22 protein-coding genes are annotated in these 24708 nt (G+C 72.8%); 13 read left to right on the plus strand and 9 right to left on the minus strand.

Translation table 11 applies throughout. The annotated features are described in order from the left end of the window. Window positions 1-44: 44 nt before the first annotated feature. Window positions 45-653 carry a TetR/AcrR family transcriptional regulator gene (locus tag NE235_RS23355; RefSeq protein ID WP_252806469.1) on the plus strand — a complete coding sequence of 203 codons (609 nt, stop codon included), beginning with the start codon at window positions 45-47 and terminating at the stop codon, window positions 651-653. A 154-nt stretch (window positions 654-807) separates the two neighbouring features. Here the strand turns inward: NE235_RS23355 and NE235_RS23360 are convergent, their stop codons facing one another. Beyond that, window positions 808-2013 (minus strand): serine hydrolase domain-containing protein, encoded by a 1206-nt coding sequence (locus NE235_RS23360; RefSeq protein ID WP_252806471.1) that lies wholly within the window; start codon window positions 2011-2013, stop codon window positions 808-810. A gap of 190 nt (window positions 2014-2203) precedes the next feature. On the opposite strand from NE235_RS23360, the gene NE235_RS23365 reads away from it, so the two are divergent. Together NE235_RS23365 and NE235_RS23370 are read left to right on the plus strand one after the other, a co-directional pair. Beyond that, entirely contained in the window at window positions 2204-3097 is an 894-nt protein-coding gene (locus NE235_RS23365) for an NADP-dependent oxidoreductase (RefSeq protein WP_252806473.1), read from the plus strand. Between the two features lie 178 nt (window positions 3098-3275). After that, window positions 3276-4259, plus strand: a complete 984-nt coding sequence (locus NE235_RS23370) for a helix-turn-helix transcriptional regulator (RefSeq protein WP_252806475.1) — start codon at window positions 3276-3278, stop codon at window positions 4257-4259. 51 nt (window positions 4260-4310) lie between these two features. Here the strand turns inward: NE235_RS23370 and NE235_RS23375 are convergent, their stop codons facing one another. Beyond that, window positions 4311-5078 (minus strand): hypothetical protein, encoded by a 768-nt coding sequence (locus tag NE235_RS23375; protein ID WP_252806477.1) that lies wholly within the window; start codon window positions 5076-5078, stop codon window positions 4311-4313. A 162-nt stretch (window positions 5079-5240) separates the two neighbouring features. On the opposite strand from NE235_RS23375, the gene NE235_RS23380 reads away from it, so the two are divergent. After that, on the plus strand, window positions 5241-7022 hold the full coding sequence (locus NE235_RS23380) for a hypothetical protein (RefSeq protein ID WP_252806479.1): 1782 nt from the start codon (window positions 5241-5243) through the stop codon (window positions 7020-7022). Here the strand turns inward: NE235_RS23380 and NE235_RS23385 are convergent. Continuing rightward, a complete protein-coding gene (locus NE235_RS23385) occupies window positions 6994-7590 on the minus strand; it encodes an AAA family ATPase (RefSeq protein WP_252806481.1) in 597 nt (198 codons plus the stop codon). The two genes, NE235_RS23380 and NE235_RS23385, sit on opposite strands and share 29 nt — an antisense overlap. Window positions 7591-7777: 187 nt before the next feature. Here NE235_RS23385 and clpX point away from each other — a divergent pair, with 187 nt between their 5' ends. The 4 genes from clpX (at window position 7778) to NE235_RS23405 (ending at window position 11938) form a co-directional block, all read left to right on the plus strand. Then, the gene (gene clpX, locus NE235_RS23390) at window positions 7778-9049 is read left to right on the plus strand and encodes an ATP-dependent Clp protease ATP-binding subunit ClpX (RefSeq protein WP_252806483.1); all 1272 of its coding nucleotides are present in this window, start codon (window positions 7778-7780) and stop codon (window positions 9047-9049) included. 432 nt (window positions 9050-9481) lie between these two features. Then, window positions 9482-10351: an ABC transporter substrate-binding protein gene (locus NE235_RS23395; protein WP_252806485.1), complete on the plus strand. Its 870-nt coding sequence runs from the start codon at window positions 9482-9484 to the stop codon at window positions 10349-10351. A gap of 46 nt (window positions 10352-10397) precedes the next feature. Beyond that, window positions 10398-11189, plus strand: a complete 792-nt coding sequence (locus NE235_RS23400) for an amino acid ABC transporter permease (protein ID WP_252806487.1) — start codon at window positions 10398-10400, stop codon at window positions 11187-11189. Then, the gene (locus tag NE235_RS23405) at window positions 11186-11938 is read left to right on the plus strand and encodes an amino acid ABC transporter ATP-binding protein (RefSeq protein WP_308206138.1); all 753 of its coding nucleotides are present in this window, start codon (window positions 11186-11188) and stop codon (window positions 11936-11938) included. The genes NE235_RS23400 and NE235_RS23405 overlap by 4 nt, the downstream gene beginning before the upstream one ends. A gap of 194 nt (window positions 11939-12132) precedes the next feature. Here NE235_RS23405 and NE235_RS23410 read toward each other — a convergent pair whose 3' ends face one another. Both NE235_RS23410 and NE235_RS23415 read right to left on the minus strand, forming a co-directional pair. Then, complete coding sequence (locus tag NE235_RS23410; protein ID WP_252806490.1) at window positions 12133-13176, minus strand: enolase C-terminal domain-like protein; 1044 nt, start codon at window positions 13174-13176, stop codon at window positions 12133-12135. A gap of 99 nt (window positions 13177-13275) precedes the next feature. Beyond that, a complete protein-coding gene (locus NE235_RS23415) occupies window positions 13276-14712 on the minus strand; it encodes a GuaB1 family IMP dehydrogenase-related protein (protein WP_252806492.1) in 1437 nt (478 codons plus the stop codon). A gap of 848 nt (window positions 14713-15560) precedes the next feature. Between NE235_RS23415 and NE235_RS23420 the strand changes: the two genes are divergently transcribed. Together NE235_RS23420 and NE235_RS23430 are read left to right on the plus strand one after the other, a co-directional pair. Next, window positions 15561-16451 (plus strand): Lrp/AsnC family transcriptional regulator, encoded by an 891-nt coding sequence (locus NE235_RS23420; RefSeq protein WP_252806494.1) that lies wholly within the window; start codon window positions 15561-15563, stop codon window positions 16449-16451. A gap of 133 nt (window positions 16452-16584) precedes the next feature. Continuing rightward, window positions 16585-17457 (plus strand): LysR family transcriptional regulator, encoded by an 873-nt coding sequence (locus NE235_RS23430; protein ID WP_289849082.1) that lies wholly within the window; start codon window positions 16585-16587, stop codon window positions 17455-17457. Window positions 17458-17495: 38 nt separating this feature from the next. On the opposite strand, the gene NE235_RS23435 is transcribed toward NE235_RS23430, so the two are convergent. The 3 genes from NE235_RS23435 to NE235_RS23445 are packed head-to-tail and all read right to left on the minus strand — an operon-like array spanning window position 17496 to window position 20357. Beyond that, on the minus strand, window positions 17496-18995 hold the full coding sequence (locus NE235_RS23435; RefSeq protein ID WP_252806496.1) for an MFS transporter: 1500 nt from the start codon (window positions 18993-18995) through the stop codon (window positions 17496-17498). Beyond that, the gene (locus NE235_RS23440; RefSeq protein WP_252806498.1) at window positions 18992-19261 is read right to left on the minus strand and encodes a ubiquitin carboxyl-terminal hydrolase 14; all 270 of its coding nucleotides are present in this window, start codon (window positions 19259-19261) and stop codon (window positions 18992-18994) included. The genes NE235_RS23435 and NE235_RS23440 overlap by 4 nt, the downstream gene beginning before the upstream one ends. Before the next feature lie 46 nt (window positions 19262-19307). Continuing rightward, window positions 19308-20357, minus strand: a complete 1050-nt coding sequence (locus NE235_RS23445) for a GDP-mannose 4,6-dehydratase (protein WP_252806500.1) — start codon at window positions 20355-20357, stop codon at window positions 19308-19310. A gap of 284 nt (window positions 20358-20641) precedes the next feature. Between NE235_RS23445 and folP the strand changes: the two genes are divergently transcribed. Further along, window positions 20642-21493, plus strand: a complete 852-nt coding sequence (gene folP, locus NE235_RS23450; RefSeq protein WP_252806677.1) for a dihydropteroate synthase — start codon at window positions 20642-20644, stop codon at window positions 21491-21493. 124 nt (window positions 21494-21617) lie between these two features. Here the strand turns inward: folP and NE235_RS23455 are convergent, their stop codons facing one another. Further along, on the minus strand, window positions 21618-22181 hold the full coding sequence (locus NE235_RS23455) for a CGNR zinc finger domain-containing protein (protein WP_252806501.1): 564 nt from the start codon (window positions 22179-22181) through the stop codon (window positions 21618-21620). 160 nt (window positions 22182-22341) lie between these two features. Between NE235_RS23455 and NE235_RS23460 the strand changes: the two genes are divergently transcribed. Beyond that, window positions 22342-24024, plus strand: a complete 1683-nt coding sequence (locus NE235_RS23460) for a Na+/H+ antiporter (protein WP_252806503.1) — start codon at window positions 22342-22344, stop codon at window positions 24022-24024. A 39-nt stretch (window positions 24025-24063) separates the two neighbouring features. Next, on the plus strand, window positions 24064-24690 hold the full coding sequence (locus NE235_RS23465) for a PaaI family thioesterase (protein ID WP_252806505.1): 627 nt from the start codon (window positions 24064-24066) through the stop codon (window positions 24688-24690). Window positions 24691-24708: the final 18 nt, after the last annotated feature.

Consider the following 24708-nt stretch of genomic DNA (forward strand, 5'->3'; position numbering starts at 1 on the left):
ATTATCCGGAGTGGCGACTCCGTACGTCAATGAGGAAGGTGTACATGACGGCACCGCGGCGTGCGTCCGCCACGGGCGGAGGACGGCCGGTCCGCGCCGACGCGTTGCGCAACCGCGCGCGGGTCCTGGAGGCAGCCGAGGCGGTCTTCGCCGAGCACGGAACCACCGCCTCCACCGAGCAGGTGGCCCGGCGGGCCGGCGTCGGCGTCGGCACCGTCTTCCGCCACTTCCCGACGAAGGAGGCACTGCTCGAGGCGGTGTTCGTCGCCCGCCTGGACCGGCTCGCCACCGAGGCCGACGCGCTGATGAGCGCGGAGGACCCGGGCGCGGCCTTCTTCGGCTTCTTCGCCCGCGTCGTCGATCATGCCGCGACCAAGAACGCCCTGTCCGCCGCGCTGGCCGAGGCGGGGGTCGACGTACGGGCGAGCACGGCCGGGACGGGCCGGGAGCTCAGGCGCGCGCTCGGCGCGCTCCTGGGACGCGCGCAGGAGGCGGGGGCGGTGCGGTCGGACGTCGGCCTGCCCGAGATCCTGACCCTGCTGGTCGGCGCGTCCCAGGCGGCCGAGCACGTCGGCGGCGACGCCGGGGTACGGGCGCGCGCCCTCGCCGTCGTCTTCGACGGGCTGCGCGCCGCCCCGGATCCGTCTCCCTGAGGCCGAGCCGCCGCCGGCTCGGTCCGGCCGGGCGCCGGGCCGCCTCCCGCTTGACCGGCCGGGTGCCGGGCCGCCTCCGGCTCGGCCGTCTGGCCGAGGCCGGGCCGCCCCGCCCGGGCCGCCTGAGGAGCCGACGCCGGCGGCCGGCGGGAGGTCAGGACGTGAGGGCCAGCCCGGCGAGGTGACGGGCGATGCCGTTGACGTCGGTGTTCTGCACGTTGCTGAGCACGGCGACGGCGATGTCGTCGTCGGGCAGGTAGACGTTGCTGGCGTGGAACCCCTCGAGCAGGCCCGGATGGTAGAGGTACCGGTGCCCGTTCAGCCGGTCGACGAGCCAGCCGAAGGCGTAACCGGTGGAGGGGGAGTCGAGGCAGCCGCCGGACGGGCAGTCGGCCTGGGAGGTGAAGGCCAGCTTCACGGTGGCCGCCGGTGCGACGAGGTGCGCGCCGAACGACCGGTCCCAGCGTGTCAGGTCGTCGGCGGTGGTGTAGACGCCGCCGGCGGCGTACGCCTCCGACCCGATGATGTGGCCCGCCGGCTTGCCGACGGACAGGTAGCCCCTGGCCCAGCCGTCCGGCGGGTCGCCGTCGGTGTAGCCGGTGTGCCGCAGGTCCAGCGGCGCGGTGATCTGCTCGCTGAGTACGTCGCCGAGCTTCTTGCCGGTGACCTTCTCGATGATCGCGCCGGCGAGGATGTAGCCCGAGTTGCTGTACTTCCAGCCCGTCCCCGGCTTGAAATCAAGGGGCTTGTTGACGAACCGGCTGATGATCTCCTTGGGCGTGGTCGGCTTGTCCAGCTTCGGGAAGAAATCCGGCATCTCTGAGATGTCGGGGATGCCGGAGGTGTGGACGAGGATCTGGCGGATCGTGATCCGCTTCCACGCGCTCGGGCAGCCCTTGATGTAGGTCGGGACGAGGTACGGGCACACCGGGTCGTCCAGCTTCAGCTTGCCCTGGTCGCGCAGCTTGAGCACGAGCATGGCGGTGAACTGCTTGCTCACCGAGGCGATCCGGAAGATGGTGTCCGGACGGTTGGGGATGTTCTTGGCCTCATCGGCCTTGCCGGCGGCGAAACGGGCCAGCACCTGGCCGCGCCGCACGACCGTCACCGCGCCCGTGAGCTTCCCCTTCCGGGCCAGCCCCCGGAGGTAGGAGTCGATGGCGGCCGCGCTCGGGTCGCCGGGTGGCGCCGGTGACGTGGCCAGCGGGCTCGGCGCGGGACTGGCGGCCCGGGACGCGGAGGTCGCGGCCGCGCGCGGCGGATGCGCCTCCCCTCCGCCGGGATCGCTGCTGCACCCCGTGACCGTCGCGGCGAGCAGCGCCAGCGCGGCGCCGGTACGGGCCGGATGAAGACGTGCCATGGTCGCTCCACGGCGTGTCGGTCGCACTTGTCGAACCTGCCAATGATCCCCAGGGGCACGGACCCCTGCAGGCTATCCGCCGTGGGCGGCAAGATCGCCCATCTCGCGTCACGACGAATGAGCCTTGACTACTCAGGGTAGTGCTCGTGGCGGACGGTGAATTCCGGGGGGACCAATGCGAGCCATTACGGTGTCCGAATTCGGGGCCGAGCCGGAGCTGACCGAGCAGCCGGTACCCGAGCCGGGCCCCGGCGAGGTTCTCGTCCGGATGAACGCCGCCGGGCTCAACCCGTTCGACTGGAAGGTCATCGACGGAGCGATCCCGGACGCGGTGTTCCCCCTGATCGTGGGCACCGACGGGGCGGGCACCGTCGAGCGGGCCGGACCTGACGTCACCGGCGTACGCCCCGGTGATCCGGTCTTCGGCCAGTTCGGCGATCCACGGCGCGGACGCGGGTCGTACGCCGAGTGGGCCATCGCCCCGGAAGGTGCCGTCGCGCCGCCCCCGCAGACGATCGCGCTGAGTGAGGCCGCGGCTGTTCCGACCGCCGGGACGACGGCGCTCAACCTCGTCGACCGGATCGGTGACGCACACCGCCTGCTCATCGTCGGCGCGACGGGAGGCGTCGGCACCTTCGCCACGCAGCTGGCCGCCGCCCGCGGGATCACGGTCGTCGCCACCGCGACCGCCGACAAGGCCGACCTGATGCTGGCGCTGGGCGCGGCCGAGATCGTCGACCACACCGCCGGGCCCCTCGCGGGGCAGCCGGCCGCCCCCGTCGACGCCGTGATCGACCTGGTCAGCGACACCGAGGGCCTCCGTGGGCTGCTGCCGGTCGTCCGTCCCGGCGGCACGGTGCTCAGCCCGGTCTTCGCAGTGCCGGAGGAGGGCCTCCCCGGCGTCGACGCCGCCAACCTCCTGAACGAGGCGGGCGCCGAACGGCTCGAGCGCATCGCCCGGGAGATCGACGCGGGCCGGGTCCGCGTCCTCATCGGCGACACCGTCACCCTGCCCCAGGCACCGGTGGCGCTCGCCCGCAGCAGGGCCGGGCGGGCCCGGGGAAAGACCGTCATCGTCATCTGACCGGGGGCGTGAGCTCGCGGACGCCCGCCCGCCGCCCGCGGTGCACGGCGGGCGGCGGCGGTGCGCGGCAAGCGGCGGTGCGCGGCCGGCCGCGGTGCCCGCTCGGCCGTGGTGCCCGGTCGTCCCCCCGCTCGGCTGCGGCGCCCGGCCGGCAGCCGGCGCACGGCAGACTGGGCGCATGCGCGCGAGCCGCCTGGTGTCCCTCCTGCTCCTCCTGCAGTCACGGGGCCGCATGACCGCACAGGAACTGGCGGACGAGCTCGAAGTGTCCCTGCGCACCATCTACCGCGACGTGGAGTCCCTGTCGGCGGCGGGCGTTCCGGTGTACGCCGACCGCGGCCCGGCCGGCGGGTACCGGCTCCTCGACGGCTACCGGACGCGCCTGACCGGGCTCACCGCCGAGGAGGCCGAGTCGCTGTTCCTCACCGGCCTGCCCGGGCCTGCGGCCCAGCTCGGCCTCGGCACGGTCCTCGCCGCGGCCGAGCTGAAACTCATGGCGGCGCTGCCCCGGCAGTTGGCCGAGCGCGCCGCCCGCATCCGCGAGCGCTTCCACCTCGACGCTCCGGGCTGGTTCCACGACGGCGAGCCCACGCCGTACCTGAACACCGTCGCCGACGCCGTCTGGCGGCAGCAGCGCCTGCACATGCGCTACCGCCGGTGGAAGACGCCCACGCCTGTCACCCGCACCGTCGACCCCCTCGGCCTGGTGCTGAAGGCGGGCAGCTGGTACCTCGTCGGCCGCTCGGAGGGAGGGGAGCGCACCTACCGCGTCGACCGGATCCTCGCGCTGCAGCCGCTGGAGGAGGAGTTCGAGCGGCCGGCGGACTTCGATCTCGGCGAGTTCTGGCGGTCCTACCTCGCCCGGTTCCGTGACGCGATGTTCAACGGTGAGGCGGTCGTCCGGTTCTCCCCGGCAGGGCTGCGGATCCTCCGCCACCTGGTCACGCCGGAGGTGATCCGCGCGGCGCAGCGCAACGCCGGCCCCCCGGACGAGGAGGGCTGGGTGCGCACCGTCATCCCCATCGAGTCGGTCCGTCACGCCCACACCGAGCTGCTGAAGTTCGGCGCCGAGGCGGAGGTCCTCGAACCCCCGGAGCTGCGCGAGCTCGTCATCGCGTCCGCGCGCGCCATGCTCGACCGCTACGACGCCGCCCGGACGTGACACGTCCCGCCGGGGAGGGTTCGCGCCCTGCCCGGCGGGACGGTTCGCGGATCAGGCGTTCTCGCCCGGTCGCCCGAACGGGCCGGTGTCCTCCGCCTGGTCACCGGCGACCCGGCGGTCGTTCGGCTCGGGTGCCCGCGGCGCGGTCCGCCCGGCCGGAGCGGTCCGCCCGGCCGGCGGGGTCGCGATCGGCTGGGGCGTGGCCTGCCTGGGTTCGGCGTGCTCCGGCGGGGTCACCGGGGGACGCCCGGTGCGGCGCGGCAGCGGCTGCGTCGCCTGGATGGGGCCGGGCCGGTCCTCGCGCACCGGCCGGGGCTCCTCCACCGTCGGAGCCTCCTCGGTGTACGCCGCCTCACGCTCGGCGAGGCGGGCGTCCTTGACGCCGACCACGGCGAGACGGCCGAGCGCCACCGCGGCGAAGAACAAGGCCACGGCGCCCAGGCCGGACAGCAGCGCGACCTGCTCCACCACCTGGCGCGTCGTCCCGCCGACGGGGACGCCGAGCCGGTCGGAGGCGGACCACAGCGTGCTGAGCGGGCCGCCGACGATGAACCAGGCACCGCCGAGCGCGGCGATCCACGCGCCGGCGGCGGCCGTGGCCCGGTTGGCGCTCACCAGCAGGATCAGGCCGCCCACCAGCAGGGCGCAGGCCGGCAGGATCTCCAGCCAGACCCGCCCGGCCGTGAACGACCACGCCTTGTCCGGAGCGAACGCGAAGTGGAAGTACGGGCCGACGAGCGCGGCCAGCCCGCCCCACAGGCCGAGCAGCACGAGGATGACGCCGCTGAGCGCACCCCTGCTGCGAGGTACTCGTAGCATCCCGGTCATTGGAAATCAGCTCCCTGAAGTCTCGGGCGCCTACGGATTACCCGGAGATGACCCTTTCAAGCGCGTCCTTGCCCTGTGCTTCGCGGGCATCTGGGCCGGTATAACGGGCGGAGTCGTCGTCATGAGAGGGGACCGGTGACAGAGGAAGGCGTGGTGATCCCACGCGACCGTGACCTCGCGCTGCTGCGGCGGTACGAGCCGATCCTTACCTACACGAGGGGTGAGCGGTTCTTCCCCGTCGACGCCGAGGACTACATCCGCTGCTGCAGTCTGTGGCAGGGCGACCAACGGCTCGTGGAGGCGGGTGAGCTCACCGCGGACCGCCTCGTCGCCGCGGCCGCCGACCGCGCCGGCGCCGAGCTGTCGCTGCTGCTCGTCCAGCGGCCGTTCGACCGGCGGGAGGTCCGCGCCCACCGCGCCCACGCCAAGCCGCCCATCGCCCGCTCCGGCCGCCTGGCCGCCGTCGGCCTCATCGGGCGGGTCTTCGACGTGCTGCTGCGCGCCTCGCTGTTCCTGCGTGGCTCGGTGCCCGGCGGGGTCGCGGCGGCGGCCGCCGACCTCGGCGAGCGGCATCTGAGCCGTGACCAGGCCACCTACTACGGCCGGGTGGTCCGCGAGGGCGGCTACATCGTGCTGCAGTACTGGTACCTGTACGCCATGAACGACTGGCGGACGACGTTCGCCGGGGTCAACGACCACGAGGCCGACTGGGAGTCGGTGACCGTCTACCTCACCGACACCGAGGACGGCCCGCGCCCGGCCTGGGTGGCGGTCTCCGCGCACGACGAGCGCGGCGACGACCTGCGCCGCCGGTGGGACGACCCCGATCTGCGCAAGGAGGGCGACCACCCCGTCGTGTTCGTCGGGGCCGGCTCGCACTCCGGCGCGTTCCTGCCCGGCCAGTACCTCGTCACCGTCAACCCCGCGCGGCTGCGGCGCTACGTCCGCTGGGCGCAGCGCCTGATGGGCCTGGCCTTCCCCTGGTCGCGGGAGGAACGGCGGCACGGCGTCGGCATCCCCTTCATCGACTACGCGCTCGGCGACGGGGAGCGCATCGGCCCCGGCCGGGACCGTACGTGGCGGGCGGTGCTCATCTCCGACGAGACGCCATGGGTCCGGGGGTTCCGCGGGCTGTGGGGCCGGGACACCCGCGACTGGGTCGGCGGCGAGCGCGCCCCCGCCGGTCCGCGCTACGAACGGGACGGCCGCGTACGGACCCTGTGGGCCGACCCCCTCGGCTGGGCCGGCCTGCAGAAGATCCCGCCGAGCCCCGAGGAGGAACGACGGGACCTGCGAGCCCGGATCGCGGCCCTCGACGAGGAGATCAAGGCCGCCGATGCCGCCATCGAGCGCGACCGCGAGGAGTTGCGCCGGCTCCGCGCGACGGCGACCTCCCTCGCGGGGCACCGGAACACCAGGAACCTCGCCCGCCGGCGGGCCGCCGAGGTCGCCAGGGCCGAGGCCGCCCTGGCCGTGCTCGTCCGCGACCGCACCGAACTGGCCGAGGAGCGCGCCGCGCACGAGGCGACACTGACCCGCCCGTTCGCTCCGGAGACCCCGAACGCGCACCTGCGCGAGCCGCACCTGCCGTACACGCCGTTCCGGGGGCCGCGCACGCGGTTCCTGCACACGTGGGCGGCGCTGAGCACGCCGCTGTTCCTCCTGGCGGTGGTCGGCGTCTTCGTCGTCCCGCACGAGCCGGTCGCGATCCTCCTCGCCGCCGTCGTGCTGCTGTTCGTCACGATGGAGGCGTGGGTCCGGCGCAAACTGCTGTCCTTCGCCACCGGGCTGCTGACGCTCGCCGGCGGCCTGGCCGTCGCGGTGGGGCTCGGGCTGGCGGTGAAGTACGGCGGCCGGTACGTCCTGCTGGCGCCCCTCGTGGTCGTCGCCGGGGTGCTCCTGGTCGTCAACCTCCGTGAACTGTTCCATCGCTGAAGAACGCCGCGTCGACCTGGTCGGCGAGCGGCCGTGCCCCGGACCGGTTGTCCACCACGGTGTGGGGGACGACCGGAGGCTCGTCGAACCGTACGCCCGCGAGGAACCGCTCGAAGCCCTCCAGCTTCCCTGCGTCCCGCTCCAGCCCGCGGCCGAGCAGCCGGGCACGCAGCGTCTCGGCGTCGGAGCGGACCCAGAGGAGGTGGACCGGCGGGCCGCCCAGCTCCTCTACCCAGGCCTGCCAGCGCCCCGCGTCATGGACCTGGCCGGTGAACGGGCCGCTCAGCAGCACCGGGCAGCCGTACGACCGGATCTCCCGCGCCGTCGCGGTCATCCCCGCGTACTCGTGGGCCTTCACGTGCTCGTCGTACCAGGGGCCCTCACGTTCGCCGTCCGGCCGTCCCGCCGCCCGCAGCGTGGCGGCGACGAACGGCCCGTACATCGTGTCCTTGTCCAGCAGGGCGGGCACCGGCCGCAGCCGGGACAGCAGGAGCCGCGCCACGGTCGACTTACCGGCGGCGGGCGGCCCGGAGACGATCCAGAGGTCGGCGGGATTCAGATCGCGCATGGCCTGATCCTGCCCGGCCGCGTTCTCCGGCCCGCGCCCAGGTCCCATCGCGAGCACTTCCGCGCGTGCTCCCGCTCGACGTCCTCAGGGGGCGAAGTACAACCGTGACGGCGATACCGTCGTAGCCGGGAGATGGGATCATGGGGTCTCACCACCCGGCCCTGCGGACCTCGAGGAGACGTGGCGAATGGCGCCCAGCGATGCCGGTGACGACCCGCTGACCTGCACGTTCTGTGGAAAGAGCCAACAGCGCGTGCGGAGGCTGATCGCGGGTCCGGCCGGGGTCTGCATCTGCGACGAGTGCGTCGCGATCTGCAACGAGCTCATCGATGACGACGAGGACGACCGGGCCGCCGTCGGCGCGCCGCCGAAGCCCCGCGAGATCCACGCGTTCCTCGACCAGTACGTCGTCGGCCAGGACGAGGCCAAGAAGACCCTCGCGGTGGCCGTCTACAACCACTACAAGCGCCTTCGGGCCCGCCGCCGGGCGGACCACCGGGACGCCGTCGAGCCGGGCAAGTCCAACATCCTGATGATCGGGCCGACCGGCTCCGGCAAGACGCACCTGGCCCAGACCCTGGCCCGGATCCTCGACGTGCCGTTCGCGATCGCCGACGCGACCTCGCTCACCGAGGCCGGCTACGTCGGGGAGGACGTCGAGAACATCCTGGTGGCGCTGCTGCGCGCCGCCGACCACGACGTCCGCCGGGCCGAGACCGGGATCGTCTACATCGACGAGATCGACAAGCTCGCCCGCAAGGCCGACAACCCCTCCCTGACGCGGGACGTCTCGGGGGAGGGAGTGCAGCAGGCCCTGCTGAAGATCCTCGAAGGCACGGTCGCGAGCGTTCCGCCGGAGGGTGGCCGCAAGCATCCTCAGCAGGAGTTCGTCCAGATCGACACCACCGATGTGCTGTTCATCTGCGGCGGCGCGTTCGCCGGCCTGGAGCGGTTCGTCGAGCGGCGGTCCGGGCGCCGGGAGGTCGGCTTCGGCGCCGTCGCCGGCGCGGAGACCGGCCGGGAGGAGCCCGCCGCCCGGGTGATGCCCGAGGATCTGCGGGAGTTCGGGCTGATCCCGGAGTTCGTCGGCCGGCTCCCCGTGCTGTCGGTCGTCGAGCCCCTGGACCGCGCGGCGCTCGTCCGCATCCTGACCGAACCGCGCAACGCGCTGCTCAAGCAGTACCGCGAGCTGTTCGCGATGGACGGCGTCGAGCTGGAGTTCACCGGCGACGCCGTCGACGCGATCGCCGACCAGGCGCTCCTGCGCCGCACCGGGGCCCGGGCGCTGCGCGCCATCTGCGAGGAGGTCCTGCTCAACGTGATGTACGAGGTGCCGGGGCGGGACGACATCGCCAAGGTCGTGGTCACCCGGGAGACGGTGCTGCGGAACGTCAACCCGACCCTGGTGCCGCGCGAGCGCCCGTACGACGGACAGGAGCGCCCCGAGAAGTCGGCTTAGCGGGCCCCCGCCCAGCGCCAGGACGGGTCCCGCGTAGCGGCCGCGACGCCTGCCGGCGCGGTGGCCGCCCGGCCGATCAGAGTGACATAGGTCGCGCCCGGGGACCCCGGAAACGGTGTTCTCGCAGGTCAGTGGATCAATGTGGCGGGGTATCGTCGATTTGACGCTATCCCGGGCGAATGTGCAGGATTAACGGTATGAACAGCTACCTCGTGACGCGCAGGCACATCGACCTGCTCCGCGTCACGTCGATGAGCTGTCGGCCGAGCTCCGGCCGCCCCGTCACACACTGACCGGGCGCCTTCCTCGAGTCTGCACCGATCCTGAGCCGACCCCTCGGCCGGTCCCCGCAGACGCCTTCTCGCCGCTTCCGCGTCGCGGCATCCCATCGACGCGGGCACATACGCGCATACTGCCCGGAGGAGAACCCCCATGCGTCCGTTGCGAGCCCTCGCAACCACCGCCGTCGCCATCGCCGCCGCCGGCGCCCTGTCGGCGTGCGGCGGAGGCGATTCGAAGGCGTCCGCCGACAACCCGTACAAGCTGCTCCAGCCCGGCGTCCTGCGCACGGCCACGCTGACCGACGCCCCGCCGAACGTCTACCTGAAGAACGGCAAGTTCACCGGCTTCGACAACGACCTGCTGACCGCGGTCGCAGCCAAGATCGGGCTGAAGGTGCAGTTCGCCGGCACCGACTTCTCGGCCCTCCTGTCGCAGGTGGCCACCCACAAGTACGACGTCGGCAGCTCCTCGATCACCATCACCGAGGCCCGCAAGAAGACGGTGGCGTTCACCAACGGCTACGACTTCGGCTACTTCGGCCTCGACGTGCCGGCCGGTTCGCCCCTCACGGGCTTCGACCAGCTCAAGGGCAAGCGCGTCGTCGTCGTCCAGGGAACGGTCCAGGACGACTACGCGACCAAGCAGGGCCTCAACCCGGTCCGGGTCCCCGACTACAACGGCGCGCTCAACCAGCTGAAGTCCAAGACCGCCGACGCCTGGATCGCCCCGGCCGAGATCGGCGAGAAGACCGCCAAGGACAGCGGCGGCAAGGTCGTCGCCGCCGCGAAGATGCTCGGCTCGACGCCGATGGCGTTCGCGGTCGCCAAGGACAACCCCAAGCTGCGCGAGGCGCTCGACAAGGGACTCGACGAGGTCATCAAGGACGGCACCTGGACCAAGCTGCAGGAGGAGTACTACCCCGGGCGTCAGGTGCCCAAGGAGTTCAAGCCGGGCAGCGGCACGGTGACCTTCCCGCCGGTCCAGGCCTCGGGCGCGCCCGCCGCGTCCCCGTCGTCCTGACCGGCCGACCGAACACTGACGCGCGCGGGCCGATGGGAGAAGTCCGATGGACCAGCTGAGCACGTTGTGGGACACCTTCTTCAACTGGCAATCCATGCGGCAGGCCCTGCCCGACATGCTCAAGACGGGCCTGCCGAACACGCTGATCCTCTCGGCCATCTCGGCGCTGATCGGCACGGTGCTCGGGATGCTGCTGGCCATGGCCGGCATCTCCCGGCACCGCTGGCTCCGCTGGCCCGCGCGCGTCTACACCGACATCTTCCGCGGCCTGCCCGCCGTGGTCACCATCCTGCTGATCGGCGTCGGCCTGTCGCAGATCGGGATGAAGATGTGGGGACCTAACCCGTACCCCCTTGGCATCCTGGCCCTCTCGCTGATCGCCACCGCCTACATCGGCGAGATCTTCCGGTCCGGGATCCAGAGCGTCGACCCCGGCCAGTTCGAGGGGGCGCGGGCCCTGGGCTTCTCCCACTCGGCGGCCCTCCTGCTAGTGATCATCCCGCAGGGCATCCGCCGGGTGCTGCCCGCCTGGGTCAACCAGCTGATCGCGTTGATCAAGGACTCCAGCCTCGTCTACTTCCTCGGCCTGGCCGCCGGCCAGCGCGAGCTGTTCCGCATCGGGCAGGACGCCGCCGCGAACACCGGCAACGAGTCGGCGCTGCTGCTGGCCGGCCTCGTCTACCTGGTGCTCACGGTGCCGCTGACCCACTTCGTGAACTACGTCGACCACCGGCTGCGCCAGGGACGCCGTACGAGGACCGGCCCGCCGGACGCCGACGAGACGCTCCTGACGGCCGGCGAGACGCCGCTTCCCGTGACGAGTGAGGGCCTGAAGTGACCGAAGAACAGCAGGAGACGTTCTCCTCCGTCAGCCTGGCCACCCGCGACATCCACCTGGCCTTCGGGACGAACCGGGTGCTGCGCGGCGTCGACCTCGACGTCGGCAAGGGCGAGACCGCGTGCGTGATCGGCCCGTCCGGCTCGGGCAAGTCGACGTTCCTGCGGACCATCAACCGGCTCATCGAGCCGGACAAGGGCGACGTCCTCCTCGACGGCGTCAGCGTCCTGGACCGCGACCCCGACCGGCTGCGGCAGCAGATCGGCATGGTGTTCCAGCAGTTCAACCTGTTCCCGCACATGAACGTCCTGCGCAACCTCATGCTGCCGCTGCGCCGCATCCGCAAGCTGTCCGCCGACGAGGCCGAACAGGTCGCCCGCCACCAGCTGGAGCTCGTCGGGCTCGCCGACAAGGCCGGCTCCCGGCCGGGCCACCTGTCCGGCGGGCAGCAGCAGCGGGTGGCGATCGCCCGCGCGCTCGCGATGCGGCCCGAGGTGATGCTCTTCGACGAGGCGACCTCGGCCCTCGACCCCGAGCTGGTCAAGGGCGTACTGAGCCTGATGGCCGACCTGTCGCGGCAGGGCATGACGATGGTCGTCGTCACCCACGAGATGGGTTTCGCCCGCGAGGCCTCCGACGTCGTCGTCTTCCTCGACCAGGGCGTCGCCGTCGAGACGGGCCCGCCCGAGAAGATCTTCGACTCCCCGGACAGCCCGAGACTCCGCCAGTTCCTCAGCGACGTCCTCTGAGCCCCACCCGGCTCATCCGGGCCGCGCGGCGGCGTGGGGGGCCGGATCGATCAGCCACTTCGACATCGGTACGGACGTGGCAGGCCGGGCGAACCGGTCATCCCTCCGTCATCGCCGACGGCAATGAGTCTGCGGCGGCGGCGATGTGACCACGGCGGCGGCGAAGGGGCGCAGGCGGGCGGGCCGCTGGTCGGTCAGGCGGGGATGCGGAGGGTGTTACGGGACAGGCGGGTGACCAGGGCGGAGTCGATGTCGTGGCCGAGGCCCGGCTGGGTGAGGGGGACGGCGACGACACCGCCGTTGGCGCGGACCGGCGGGGAGACCACGGCGGTTTGGGACGGGGTCTCGCTGACGTCGCTGGGCAGGTCGCAGCCGGGCAGCGCGGCCAGCGCGACGGCCGCCGCCTGGCCGATGCCGAAGCCCGCCGCGCCCCCGCACCAGGCGTCCCAGCCGGACGCGAGGGCGCGGTCGTGGGCGCCGCGCGCGGCCGTGAGGCCACCGAGGCGTGAGATCCGCAGGCCGAGCATCCGGCCCGCGCCGATCGCGATCGCCGCGTCGACCGTGTCCAGGTCCGCGGGGTCCAGGCACACGGGCGTCTCGATCGCGCGCTGCAGCCGGGCGTGGGCGGCGAGGTCGGCGCCGGTGAACGGCCGCTCGATCGCGAGGAGCCCGTACGCGTCCAGGGCCTCCAGAGCGGACAGGTGCGCCGCCTCCTCGGTGTACGCCTCGCCGGCGTCGGCCTGCAGGGCCAGCGCGGGGAACGCCTGGCGCACGGCCCGTACGGGCTCGATGTCCCAGCCGGGCTGCACGGCCAGCGTGACACGGGCATAACCGGCGCTGACCAGACGGTTCACGCGGGTGAGCAGCACGTCGAGCATGGGCTCGGCGGTGAGGCGGGCGCCGGCCACGATCGAGGTGCGGGTGCCGCCGAGGGCGTGCGCGAGCGGGGTGCCCTGACGGCGGCACCACAGGTCCCAGCAGGCGATGTCGATGGCCGAGGCGGCCGGGTGGCCGCCGAGTCCGCCGACGTCCACGACCTCCTCCGGCAGCTCCCAGTCGAGGTCGAGGAGCGCCGGGCCGACGCGCTCCTCGATGTCGGCCCAGCAGGCGTCGGACGCCGCGACCTCGCCCCAGCCGACGGCGCCGTCCTGGTCGCAGACCCGCACCACGATGCTCTCCGGCCGCCGGCCGTGGGGCATCGTCATGCGGTAGGCCTCGAACCCCTCGATGCGGGGCATGTCACCGTCCTCGCCTAGACATCACCTCTATGATCCACCCATCACGGACGTGCCCTGACGGCGGAGGCCGATGCGGGGCCCGGCCCGCGGATCGGGGATCTACCAGCTGGCGTGCAGTGGCTTGCCCTCCGCGTAGCCCGACGGGCTCTGCACGCCGACCAGGGCGTACTCGTGCAGCTCCTCCAGCGTCCGCGCGCCCGCGTACGTGCAGGCGCTGCGCAGCCCGGCGATGATCGTGTCGAGCAGATCCTCGACGCCGGGGGACTGCGGGTCGATGTACATCCGCGACGTCGAGATGCCCTCTTCGAACAGCGCCTTGCGGGCGCGGTCGAACGGGGAGTCCTCGGACGTGCGGAGCCGGACGGCGCGGGCGGAGGCCATGCCGAAACTCTCCTTGTACAGCCGGCCGTCGGCGGCGCGCTGAACGTCGCCGGGGGACTCGTACGTCCCGGCGAACCACGAGCCGATCATGACGTTGGCGGCTCCGGCAGCGAGCGCGAGGGCCACGTCGCGCGGGTGACGGACACCGCCGTCGGCCCAGATGTGCCGGCCCAGCCGGCGGGCCTCGGCCGCGCACTCCACGATCGCGGAGAACTGCGGGCGGCCGACACCCGTCATCATCCGCGTCGTGCACATCGCCCCGGGACCGACGCCGACCTTGACGATGTCGGCGCCCGCCTCGACCAGGTCGCGTACGCCCTCGGCGGTCACCACGTTGCCCGCTACGATCGGGACGCGCGGATCGAGCGCGCGGACCCGCCGCAGCGCGCTGAGCATCTTCTCCTGGTGCCCGTGCGCGGTGTCGATGACCAGTACGTCCGCGCCGGCGTCGAGCAGCGCGCCGGCCTTCTCCTCCACGTCGCCGTTGACGCCGAGGGCGGCGGCGACGCGCAGGCGGCCGTCCGCGTCGACGGCGGGCTGGTAGAGCGTGGCGCGCAGCGCGCCGGTACGGGTCAGCACGCCGACGAGCCGGCCCTGCCCGTCGATCACCGGGGCGAGCCGGTGGCCGCGGCCGTGCAGGATTTCGAACGCCTTCTGCGGGTCGATGTCGTCGGGGAGCGTGAGGACGTCCCGCGACATCACCTCGCGGAGCTGGGTGAACCGGTCGACGCCCATGCAGTCGCCCTCGGTGACGACCCCGGCGGGGCGGTCGTCCTCGACGACCACGACCGCGCCGTGTGCCCGCTTGTGCAGCAGGCCGAGCGCGGCGCCGATCGTGTCGCCGGGACCGAGCTTGATGGCCGTGTCGACGATGAGGTGCCGGGTCTTCACCCAGCGGATGACGTCGGAGACCACGTCGAGGGGGATGTCCTGGGGGATGACCGCCAGGCCGCCGCGCCGGGCGATCGTCTCGGCCATGCGCCGGCCGGAGACCGCCGTCATGTTCGCGACGACGATGGGGATGGTGGTACCGCTGCCGTCCGCGGTCGACAGGTCGACGTCGAGACGGGACCCGACGTCCGAACGCCGGGGAACCATGAAAACGTCGTTGTAGGTCAGGTCATGGGCCGGTCGCTCACCGTTCAGCAGGCGCACGTTGTTCTACACCATCCGGAACTCGGGGATCATCGGCACGAGGAAGGCCGCCGTCCATTGTCGGGGATACCCCAGAGTGCCCGGTTCAATGGGATGGCCGGAAGGTCCGGCGGCCCTGGATCGGTCCGCCGGCCGGCGGGTGGGCGACCGGCGGCCGGCCGGTCAGTGGGTGGCCGGTCGGTGGGCGGAGCGGGTGGCCGCCCGGATGATCGGGGGGTGGGCGGCGCCGGCGGGCCACGGTCGGCGACCATGAGTGGAAGCGGTGCGTCAAGAGCTCCCCATCCCGTCGGATCGGAGTGGTCCGGCCGCCGGGCTCCGGCCCGTTCCTGGGCAGGAAACTTTCCTGCCAGGGGCATTGACCCCCCGTCATTTCCCCATGGAACACTTGACCTCTGAGCTGTCCCACCGCACTTTGCGGATCCGGCGCCGCCTCCGGCCCGGTTGGCCGGGTGCGGGGGGCGCATTCCCTCGCTGAGAGGCATTCATGCAGTTCAGAGTCCTGCGTGTCACGCCGCCCCGGGCCCTGGCCGATGAGCGGACGCTCCCATCACCCCGCGCACGGGATGACGCCGTCGCTTGCCGAGCGCGACCGCCCGGCGCGCATGTGACGAGCGTCGCGCGAATACGGCGGGAACTGGTTCGCGACTACCGACGAGATGATCGTGGACGTTGCCATGCCGACGGATCGTGCCACGCGCCGATTTCGGCACCCACGTCCCCCCTCGCCGACACATTCGTGGTCCTTCAGCGAACAAACACGAACAACGCTTCGTTTTCGCGACGAACACGTCACTAATGAAATGATCATGCAAACAACTGCAGGACCATACATCCCCAGGAGGAACCCCGTGCTCGATGCGGTCGACGCCGTGCTCGTACGCGAGCTGCAGCGGGATGGGAGGGCCACCTTCCAGGCGCTCGCCGACCGTGTAGGGCTGTCCCGCACGGCCGTGCGCACGCGCGTACAGCACCTCCTCGATTCGGGGATCGTGCGCGTGGTGGGAATCGTGCACGCGTCGGTGGTCGGGACCGGAGCGATCGGTCACCTGGCGGTCGACGTCGACGGTCCGGCGCGCCAGGTCGCCGAGGCGGTCTCCCGCCGGGCCGCGACGTGGTTCGCCGCCCTGGCGGCGGGAGCGCACCCCGTGGTCGCGGAGCTGCGCGTACGCGATGACGCGGCGCTCGTCGAGGAGGTCGACGCGGTGCGCGCGCTGCCCGGAGTCCGCGGTATCGAGGTGTTCCGCGTGACGACGGTCGTCAAGGACGCGCACTCGGTCGTGACCGAGCTGCCCGACGTGTCGCTGGACGAGATCGACTGGCGGCTGCTGCGCGAGCTGACCCGGGACGGCCGCACCCCGTACACGAGGCTGGCCGAGGTCGTGGGTCTCTCGCAGGCGGCGACGCGGGCCCGCGCCGTACGCCTGATGCGCTCCGGGATCATCCACGTGACGGGCATCGTCGACTCCCAGGCGCTCGGCTCCGGTGAGCTGGCCGGGCTGGGGGTCCGGGTGTCCTCCGACATCGGCGCGGCCGCGTCGCGGATCGCCGCGCTGCCCGGCGTCAACTATGTGGTGACCGGATTCGGCCGTCATGATCTGCTCTGCGGGATCGACGCGACCTCCCGGGACGTGCTGCTGAGCACGCTCGAGGCGGTCCGCGCGGTCCCCGGCGTATGGGTCGGGGAGACGTGGCAGCACCTCGACGTCGTCAAGCGCGTCTACGGGGCGGAGCTGCCGTAGCGGCCGGAGTGAAATCCGCCGGTCATTGAAATGATCATCTGACCGGCTCGAGAAAACTTCGGCAACACCGGAAGTCCAGGCCAATTCCGGCTATGTCAACGACCAATCCGGCGCCTTGTCATACCGTCGTGGCATGAATCTGCGGCAGCTGCGCTATGTCGTCGCGACCGCCGACCACGGGACGATGACCGCGGCGGCGCAGGCCCTGTTCGTCGCGCAGCCCGCACTGTCGCGGGCGATCCGCGACCTGGAGCGTGAGCTCGGCGTCGAGCTGTTCGCGCGCGCCGGCCGTGGCGTCGCGCTGACGGACACCGGCGAGGAGATCGTCCGCTACGCCCGCGACGCCCTGCGTGCCGTGGACGCGATCACCGCGGTCTGCTCCGCGCCGGCCGGCGGCCGCCCGGGCGGCCGGACGGGGGAGCTGCGGGTCGCCTCGACCCTGACCCTCGAGCCGGAGCTGACCGCCCGCCTCCTGCCGGAGTTCGCGCGCGACCAGCAGGCCGTACGGGTCCGGGTCATCCGCTGTGACGGCCGCGACGCGGTCGGCGCGGTGATCCGGGACGGCCGGGCGGATCTGGCCCTGACCGACCTGCCGGTCCCCGGTGACCTCGCCGCCCATCCGCTCGAACAGCGGGAGATCGTCCTGATCTGCCCGTCCACCCTGCGGATCCGCGATCCCGCCCCGGTGGCCGTGCTCGACGGCATGCGGCTGATCATGCCCGCCCCGGGCGGTGCGCGGCGAGCCGAGCTGGACGCGCTGCTGACCCGCCTCGGCGTCGCGCCGGTCGCCGCGGTCGAGTCCGACGACCGCGGCTCGTGGCTGCCGTCGGTACGCGCGGGCCGGGGCTCCCTTCTCTGGTACCGCAACCAGGTCGAGGCCGCCGACGGTGTCACGGTGCGTTCCTTCGCCCCGCCCATCATGGCGACCATCGGCCTGGTCCACGCCCGCCGCCCGCTCACCCCCGTCGCGCGGGACTTCCTCGTCTTCGCCAAGTCCCGCGGCTGACGGGCGCCTTCCGCGCCGCCGCCGTTCCCGGTCCGCGCTCAGGCGGGCTCGGCGGTGGCGGTGCCGGGTTCGAGGGGCGGCGCGCCGACCGCGCAGTTGACGTCGCACTCGGGTTGCGCGGTGGCCCGGCCGGGGCGGAGGGCGTCGTCGCGAACGGTGAGGAACGTCAGCGCCGCGCCGGCGAGTAGGAGCGCGGCGGCGAAGGTCATGGCGGTGTGGAACCCGTGGTCGAAGATGCGCGGGTTCGCGTAGGCGTTCCCGGTGAGGCCGACCGCGGACGGGACGCCCGCGACGGCGAGGAGGCCGGCCGCGCGGGCGACCGCGTTGTTGACGCCGCTGGCGACGCCGGCGTGCCGTACGTCGGCGCTGGCCAGCACGGTCGCGGTCAGCGGAGCCACCGAGGCCGACAGGCCGAGCCCGAAGACCACGGCCGCGGGGAGCACGTCCGCGACGTACGAGGCGTGCGGGCCGATGCGCAGAGTGAGCAGCATCCCGGCGGCGGCCAGGACCAGCCCGGCCGTCATCGGGACGCGCGGCCCGACGCGCTGGGCGAGCGCGCCCGCCCGGGAGGACAGCAGCAGCATCAGCACGGTCACCGGCAGCAGCGCCGTCCCGGCGACGATCGGGGAGTAGTGGGCGACGACCTGCAGTTCGACGACGAGGAGGAAGAACTGGACGCCCATCCCGCCGTACATGATGAAGGTGACCACGTTGACGGCGGTGAACTGGCGGGACCGGAAGATCCCGAGCGGCAGCATGGCGCTCGGACCGTGCCCGGCCGACCTGCGCCGCTCGACCACGGCGAACGCCGCTCCCGCCGCGACGCCGACCACGGCCGCGGCGGCGACGACGGCCGGGGAGACCCCCTTCTCCGGCGCCTCGGTCAGGGCGTACGTCACGCCGGCGAGGGCCAGGGCCGCGAGCGCGGCGCCGAGGACGTCGAAGCCGCGGTGCTCGGTCTCGTCGCGGCTCTCGGGGACGTGCCGGGCGGCGACGAGGATGACGACGGCGGCGAGCGGGAGGTTCAGCAGGAACGCCCAGCGCCAGCCGGCCGCGGCGATGAGCCAGCCGCCGAGGAACGGGCCGATCGCCCCCGCGACGCCGCCGAGGCCGGACCAGGCGCCGACCGCCCGCGGCCGGTCCTCCGGCGCGAACGACGCCTGGATGATCGCGAGCGAGCCGGGGGCCAGCAGCGCCCCGCCGACGCCCTGCAGGGCACGGGCCGCGACGAGGACGCCGGTGTTCGGGGCGAGGCCGCACAGGGCCGAGGCGACGGCGAACCACGCGACGCCGATCGTGAAGACCCGGCGGCGGCCGTACCGGTCGCCGAGCGACCCGCCGAGGAGGATCAGCCCGGCGAGCGTGAGCGTGTAGGCGTTGACCGTCCACTGCAGTCCGGCCACGGAGGCGTGGAACTCCGCGCCGATGCGCGGCAGCGCGACGTTGACGATCGTCGAGTCGAGCATCGCGAGGCTGGAGCCGAGGACCGTGGCGGACAGCACCCAGCGACCACGGGCCTCCGACAGCCTGAGGTTCAAAGGATCACTTCGTCGTCGTAGCACCAGCGCCAGTCCTCACCCGGCTCGAAGGAGCGCACGATCGGGTGGGAGGTCTCATGGTGGTGCGCGGTGGCGTGCTTGTTCGGGGAGGAGTCGCAACAGCCGACGTGCCCGCAGGTCAGGCAGAGGCGCAGGTGGACCCAGCGGCCACCGGAGCGCAGGCAGTCCTCGCATCCCTCCGGGGTCCGCGCCTGAGGGGCCGGGTCCGGCAGCGTGGAGACGTGGGCACAGGTCGCATTCGTCATACCGCGCATACTCGCACGCTCCGGCCGGAAGCCCTGAGTCGGCCGGTCACCAGTGGTCGAAGCTGAGGGGCTCGTCCTCGGGGCGGTCCGAACGCGCCAGCAGGGCCAGGTCCGACTCGACCATCATCGCGACGAGTTCCTCGAAGGACACGCTCGGCTCCCAGCCGAGCGTGTCGCGCGCCTTCTTCGGGTCACCGCAGAGCAGGTCGACCTCGGCGGGACGGGTGAGGCCGGGATCGGCGACCACGTGCTCCCGCCAGTCGAGGCCGGCGGTGCTGAACGCCAGCTCGACGAGCTCGCGCACCGACTGGGTGCGGCCGGTGCCGATGACGTAGTCCTCCGGCGTGTCCTGGGCGAGCATCAGCCGCATCGCCTGGACGTAGTCCCCGGCGTAGCCCCAGTCGCGCCGGGCCTCCAGGTTGCCCAGCCGGAGCTCGCGGGCCAGGCCGAGCTTGATGCGCGCGACGCCGAGGGAGATCTTGCGGGTGACGAACTCCGCGCCCCGGCGCGGCGACTCATGGTTGAACAGGATGCCGCTGACCGCGAACATGCCGTACGACTCGCGGTAGTTCTGGGTGATGAAGTGGCCGTAGGTCTTGGCGACGCCGTAGGGGCTGCGCGGGTGGAACGGCGTCCGCTCGTTCTGCGGCGTCTCGCGCACCTGACCGAACATCTCCGACGACGACGCCTGGTAGAAGCGGATCTGGCCGCCGCCGGGCGTACGGGAGCCGCTGATGCCGCTCACCACCCGGATCGCCTCCAGCATGCGGAGCACGCCCATCCCGGTGACCTCGGCGGTGATCTCCGCCTGCTGCCAGGACATCGGCACGAAGGAGATGGCGCCGAGGTTGTAGACCTCGTCGGGCCGGACCTTCTCCACGGCGGAGATCAGGCTGCCCTGGTCCAGGAGGTCGCCGTGCACCAGCCGCACGTCACCGATGTGCTTGCGCAGCCTGGACACGTGCGGGTTCGCCTGTCCTCGGACCAGGCCCCACACCTCGTACCCCTGCTCGAGCAGATGCTCGGCGAGGTACGAGCCGTCCTGCCCGGTGATCCCGGTGATGAGCGCCGTTGTCAGCGGAACCTCCAAGCTCACGGGGCTTTGCCCGTTTCGTGTGAATCCAGAGGTTAGCCGCACCACCGGGTGATGGCGATAGCGGCCCGACGTGACAGCCGCGTCCCCCGTACCGGCGCGCGCGGCGGCCGGATCACGCCGGCGGACCGCCCGCGTAGGATGTCGTGGTGCGTGATGAGGGAGGGGCGCGTCTCCGGGAGACGGAGGCACCGGAGCCCGCGTCCGCGGAGGCCGGCGCGGCGGCGACGGGCCGGGACCTCGTTCCGCTGCGGCTCGGCGGGCGGACGCTCGGCCGCTTCGCGGTGATGGCCGTGGTCAACCGGACCCCCGACTCCTTCTTCGACCGGGGGGCGACGTACGCCTTCGACGCCGCCCTGACGGCGGTCGGCGCGGCGGCCGAGGCCGGCGCGGACATCATCGACATCGGCGGCGTCAAGGCCGGTCCCGGCGAGGAGGTCGGCGTCGCCGAGGAGCTCCGCCGGGTCGTCGACCTGGTCGCGGCGGTGCGCGAGCGGCACCCGGGCGTCATCGTCAGCGTCGACACGTGGCGGGCCGAGGTCGGCGAGGCGGTGGCGGAGGCGGGAGCCCACCTGCTGAACGACACCTGGGGCGGACCGGACCCGCGGCTGGCCGAGGTGGCGGCCGCGTACGGCATCGGGCTGGTCTGCGCGCACGCCGGGGGGCTGCGCCCGCGCACCCGGCCGCACCGTGTCGCCTACGACGACGTGGTCGCGGACGTGATCCGGCACGTGACGGCCGAGGCCGAGCGGGCCGTCGCCCTGGGGGTGCGTCGCGACGCGGTCCTCATCGACCCCGCCCACGACTTCGGGAAGAACACCCGCCACTCCCTCGAGATCACCCGCCGGCTGGGTGAGCTGACCGCCACCGGCTGGCCGGTCCTGGTGGCCGTGTCGAACAAGGACTTCATCGGGGAGACGCTCGGCCGGCCGGTCGGCAAGCGCGGCGTCGGGACCATGGCGGTGCTGGGGGTCTCGGCGTGGCTGGGCGCCCGGGTCTTCCGCGTACACGACGCCGCCGGCGCCCGGCGGGCCCTCGACGCGGTGGCCGCGCTGCGCCGCGGCCCCGGAGAGCCGGGCCGGACCGGTCCCGCGACGGGCGGCGCGGACGCTTCCGCGGCCCACCGCCGCCCGCTCTGACCCGCGCGGCCCCCGGCGGGCCGGTGCTCCGGTCAGGTCCGGCGGACGTGACGCGGCTCCCCGGCGGAGCGGACCCGGCGCGGCCCCCGTGGGGGATCAGCGGGCCGCGGACTCCCGCCGGTGATCAGCGGGCCGCGGACTCACGCTGGCGCGCCCGGTAGGCGGCGACATGCATGCGGTTGCCGCAGGTGCGGCTGTCGCAGTAGCGCCGGCAGCGGTTGCGGGACAGGTCGACGAGCACCCGGGAGCAGTCCGGGGCCTCGCACACGCGCAGGCGGTCGAGCTCGTCGGCGGCGATCACGTACGCGAGGGCGATGCCGCCCTCGGCCGCGAGATGCTCGGCCAGGCGTGCGCCCGGCGCGAAGTAGTGCACGTGCCAGTCCCACTCGTCGTGGTCGGTCAGACGCGGCGAGATGCGCGCCTCCGCGATGATCGCGTTGATCAGCCGCACGGCCGACTCCTTGTCGTCCGCCGTGCGGAAGACCTCGTGCAGCCGGTCGCGGAGGCCGTGCGTGGCGCTGAGGTCGTCGGCGTCCAGGTCTCGGGCGTCGCTCAGCCGGTTGACCTCGACGAACCGCTGAAGGCTCGGCAGGTCGGGCAGGTGCTCGGCCGTGGTGGCCGGCGGCCCGGTGTTGACCAGATCGACGACGATCTGGAGGGCGTGTTCGGTGTCATGGCTGAAGAGCACTTCGACTCCCGTTCGGGCGTCACGGTCCTGGAGTAATTAGCGTACGACGATACGCTAATTACATCGGCCTGCGGTCCCGTGTTCTCACATTGTGACGTCCCGCACGGCCCCTGCGGGGGCGTCCTCGGAGATTTGGGGAAGAGTGGGCGACATGGGTCCGATGTCGCTTTTCCTGGGTGGGCTGGCCTTCGCCGTCGTGGTGCTGCTCGCCCGCAACCTGGCCGGCCGGCTGGGGCTACCGGAGGCGACCCTGCTCGTCGTGCTGGCCGCCGTGATGGGATTCGTCCCCGGCATCCCGCAGGTCCACGTCCCCCCGGAGGTCGTGCTGATCGGCTTCCTGCCCCCGATCGTGTACCACGCGGCGTTCTTCACCGCGCCGCGGGAGGCCAAGGCGGACGCGGTCCCGATCATCACGCTGGCGGTCGTGCTGACCGCTGTGACGACGTTCGCCGCGGCGGGCGCGGCGCACGCGGTCGTGACCGGCCTGAGCTGGGCCGCGGCCATCGCCTTCGGCGCCGCGGTCGCCCCTACCGACGCCGTCTCGGCGACCTCGATCCTGCAACGCGTCGGCGCGCCGCGCCGCATCGTGACCATCCTCGAGGGCGAGAGCCTCATCAACGACGGCGTGGCGCTCACGGTGTTCGTCCTCGCCGTCGAGGGGCTGACGCACTCCTACACGTTCGGGCACGGCGCGGCGCGGCTCGCCGAGGTGGTCGTGGGCGGAGTCGCGTACGGCCTGTTCGTCGGCTTCATCGTCGCCCGTCTGCGGCGGCGGATCCGCGACCCGAGCAGCCAGATCGTCGTGTCCCTGCTGACGCCCTACCTCGCGTTCGTGCCGGCCGACGAACTCGGCTTCTCGGGGATCCTCGCGACCGTCACGGCCGGGTTCTTCCTCGGCACGCGCGGCGAGGGCATGCTGCAGCCGGCGTCGCGCCTGGTGGGGCAGATGTTCTGGCGGGTGCTCGTCTACCTCCTCGAGTCGGCGCTGTTCGTGCTCCTCGGCCTGCAGATCCGGCCGGTGATGCGCGAGATCACCGGCCACTCGCCGTCACAGCTGATCATCGCCGTCCTCGTCGTGTCGACCATCATCGTCGCCGTACGCCTCGCCTGGTCGCTGTGGGTGTTCCCCCTCGGGCGGTACCTGCCGGGCCGTCATCTCGAGGTCGGCCACCTCCACGCGAGGGAGCGCTTCGCGATCGGCTGGAGCGGCATGCGCGGCGCCATCTCGCTGGCGATCGTGCTGTCCATGCCGGGGACCGTCCGCGGCTCGCCGCTGCCCGGCCGGCAGGAGATGGTCTTCCTCACCGCCGCGATCGTCTTCGTCACCCTCGTCGGCCAGGCGATGACGCTGCCGGTGATCCTGCGCAGGTTCGGGCTGGCCGAGTCCGACCGGCAGCGCCTCGAGCAGATGGCCGCCCGCCGGGCGGTGCTCGAGGCGGCGCTCGACCGGCTGGACACGCTCGTCGAGAGGGACGAGGTCGACGAACGCGCCGCGCAGACGTACCGGCAGTTGTACGAGGACCGTCTCCGGCGCGTCCGGGCCGAGCTGGACGGTGACGTGGAGGAAGAGGGGCCGGCCGACCTGATCGCGCTGCGGCGCGACCTGATCCGGGCGCAGCGGGAGAGACTGGACCGGCTCTACCGCAAGGGGAAGATCAACGCGGACGCGGTGCGCGCGGTCCGCCGGCGCCTCGACCTGGACGATCCGGACCTGCGGCGCGACGTCGGCTTATCCTCCGCTCAGGTCACTCTCCGTGGTTCCGGTGGAGTCCGGGTCGGTGATGACGCTGATGAGGGCGGCACCGGGGCGGCGATCCCGCTGGAAACGCGTGACTGTCCGTAAACTCGAACCGGCGGATCAGGTGCGAGTCGAAGGAGTCATATGGCCGAGCAAGCGGAGTTGCCGCAGGAACGGCCGGCGACGCCGGATCAATCGCAGAACATCGGGCGGGCCGATCCGGCCGGGCGATCGGCGGCGTCCGGTCCGGTGCCGGGACGGCCGCAGGGGCCGGGCGGCACGGTCCGCATCGTCGACCTGCCGGAGTCGGACCAGAAGTCCCTCCGGACGGCGCTGCGGCATGACACGCCGTTGCACGACCTGCTCGGCCTGGAGATGGTCGAGCTCGGCGAGGATCACGCAGTGCTGTCCATGCCGATCCGGCCGCAGGCGTTCAACAGCACCGGCAACCTGCACGGCGGCGCCATCGCCACGCTGATCGATGTGGCGGCGGGCACGGCGGCGGCGCGGGGAAGCGGGTTCGAACCCGGCCGGCAGAGCCTCGTGACCGCCGACCTGCACGTCAGGTACCTCGGTCGCCCGCACGGTGACCAGGTCTACGCGCGCGCCCAGGTCCTCAAGGCGGGCCGCCAGCTCATCGTCGTGGAGTGCCGGGTCACCGACATCGAGCATCGCGTCATCGCGGCGGCGGACTTCAGCATGATGATCGTTCCGTTGCGCAAGCCGCTGCGGCCCGTCGCGAGCGCCAAGGACACCGACCCGGACCTGTGACGGTGGCGGCCCGGCGCG

The organism is Actinoallomurus spadix, assembly GCF_024055725.1.
Classification (GTDB): Bacteria; Actinomycetota; Actinomycetes; order Streptosporangiales; family Streptosporangiaceae; genus Actinoallomurus; species Actinoallomurus spadix.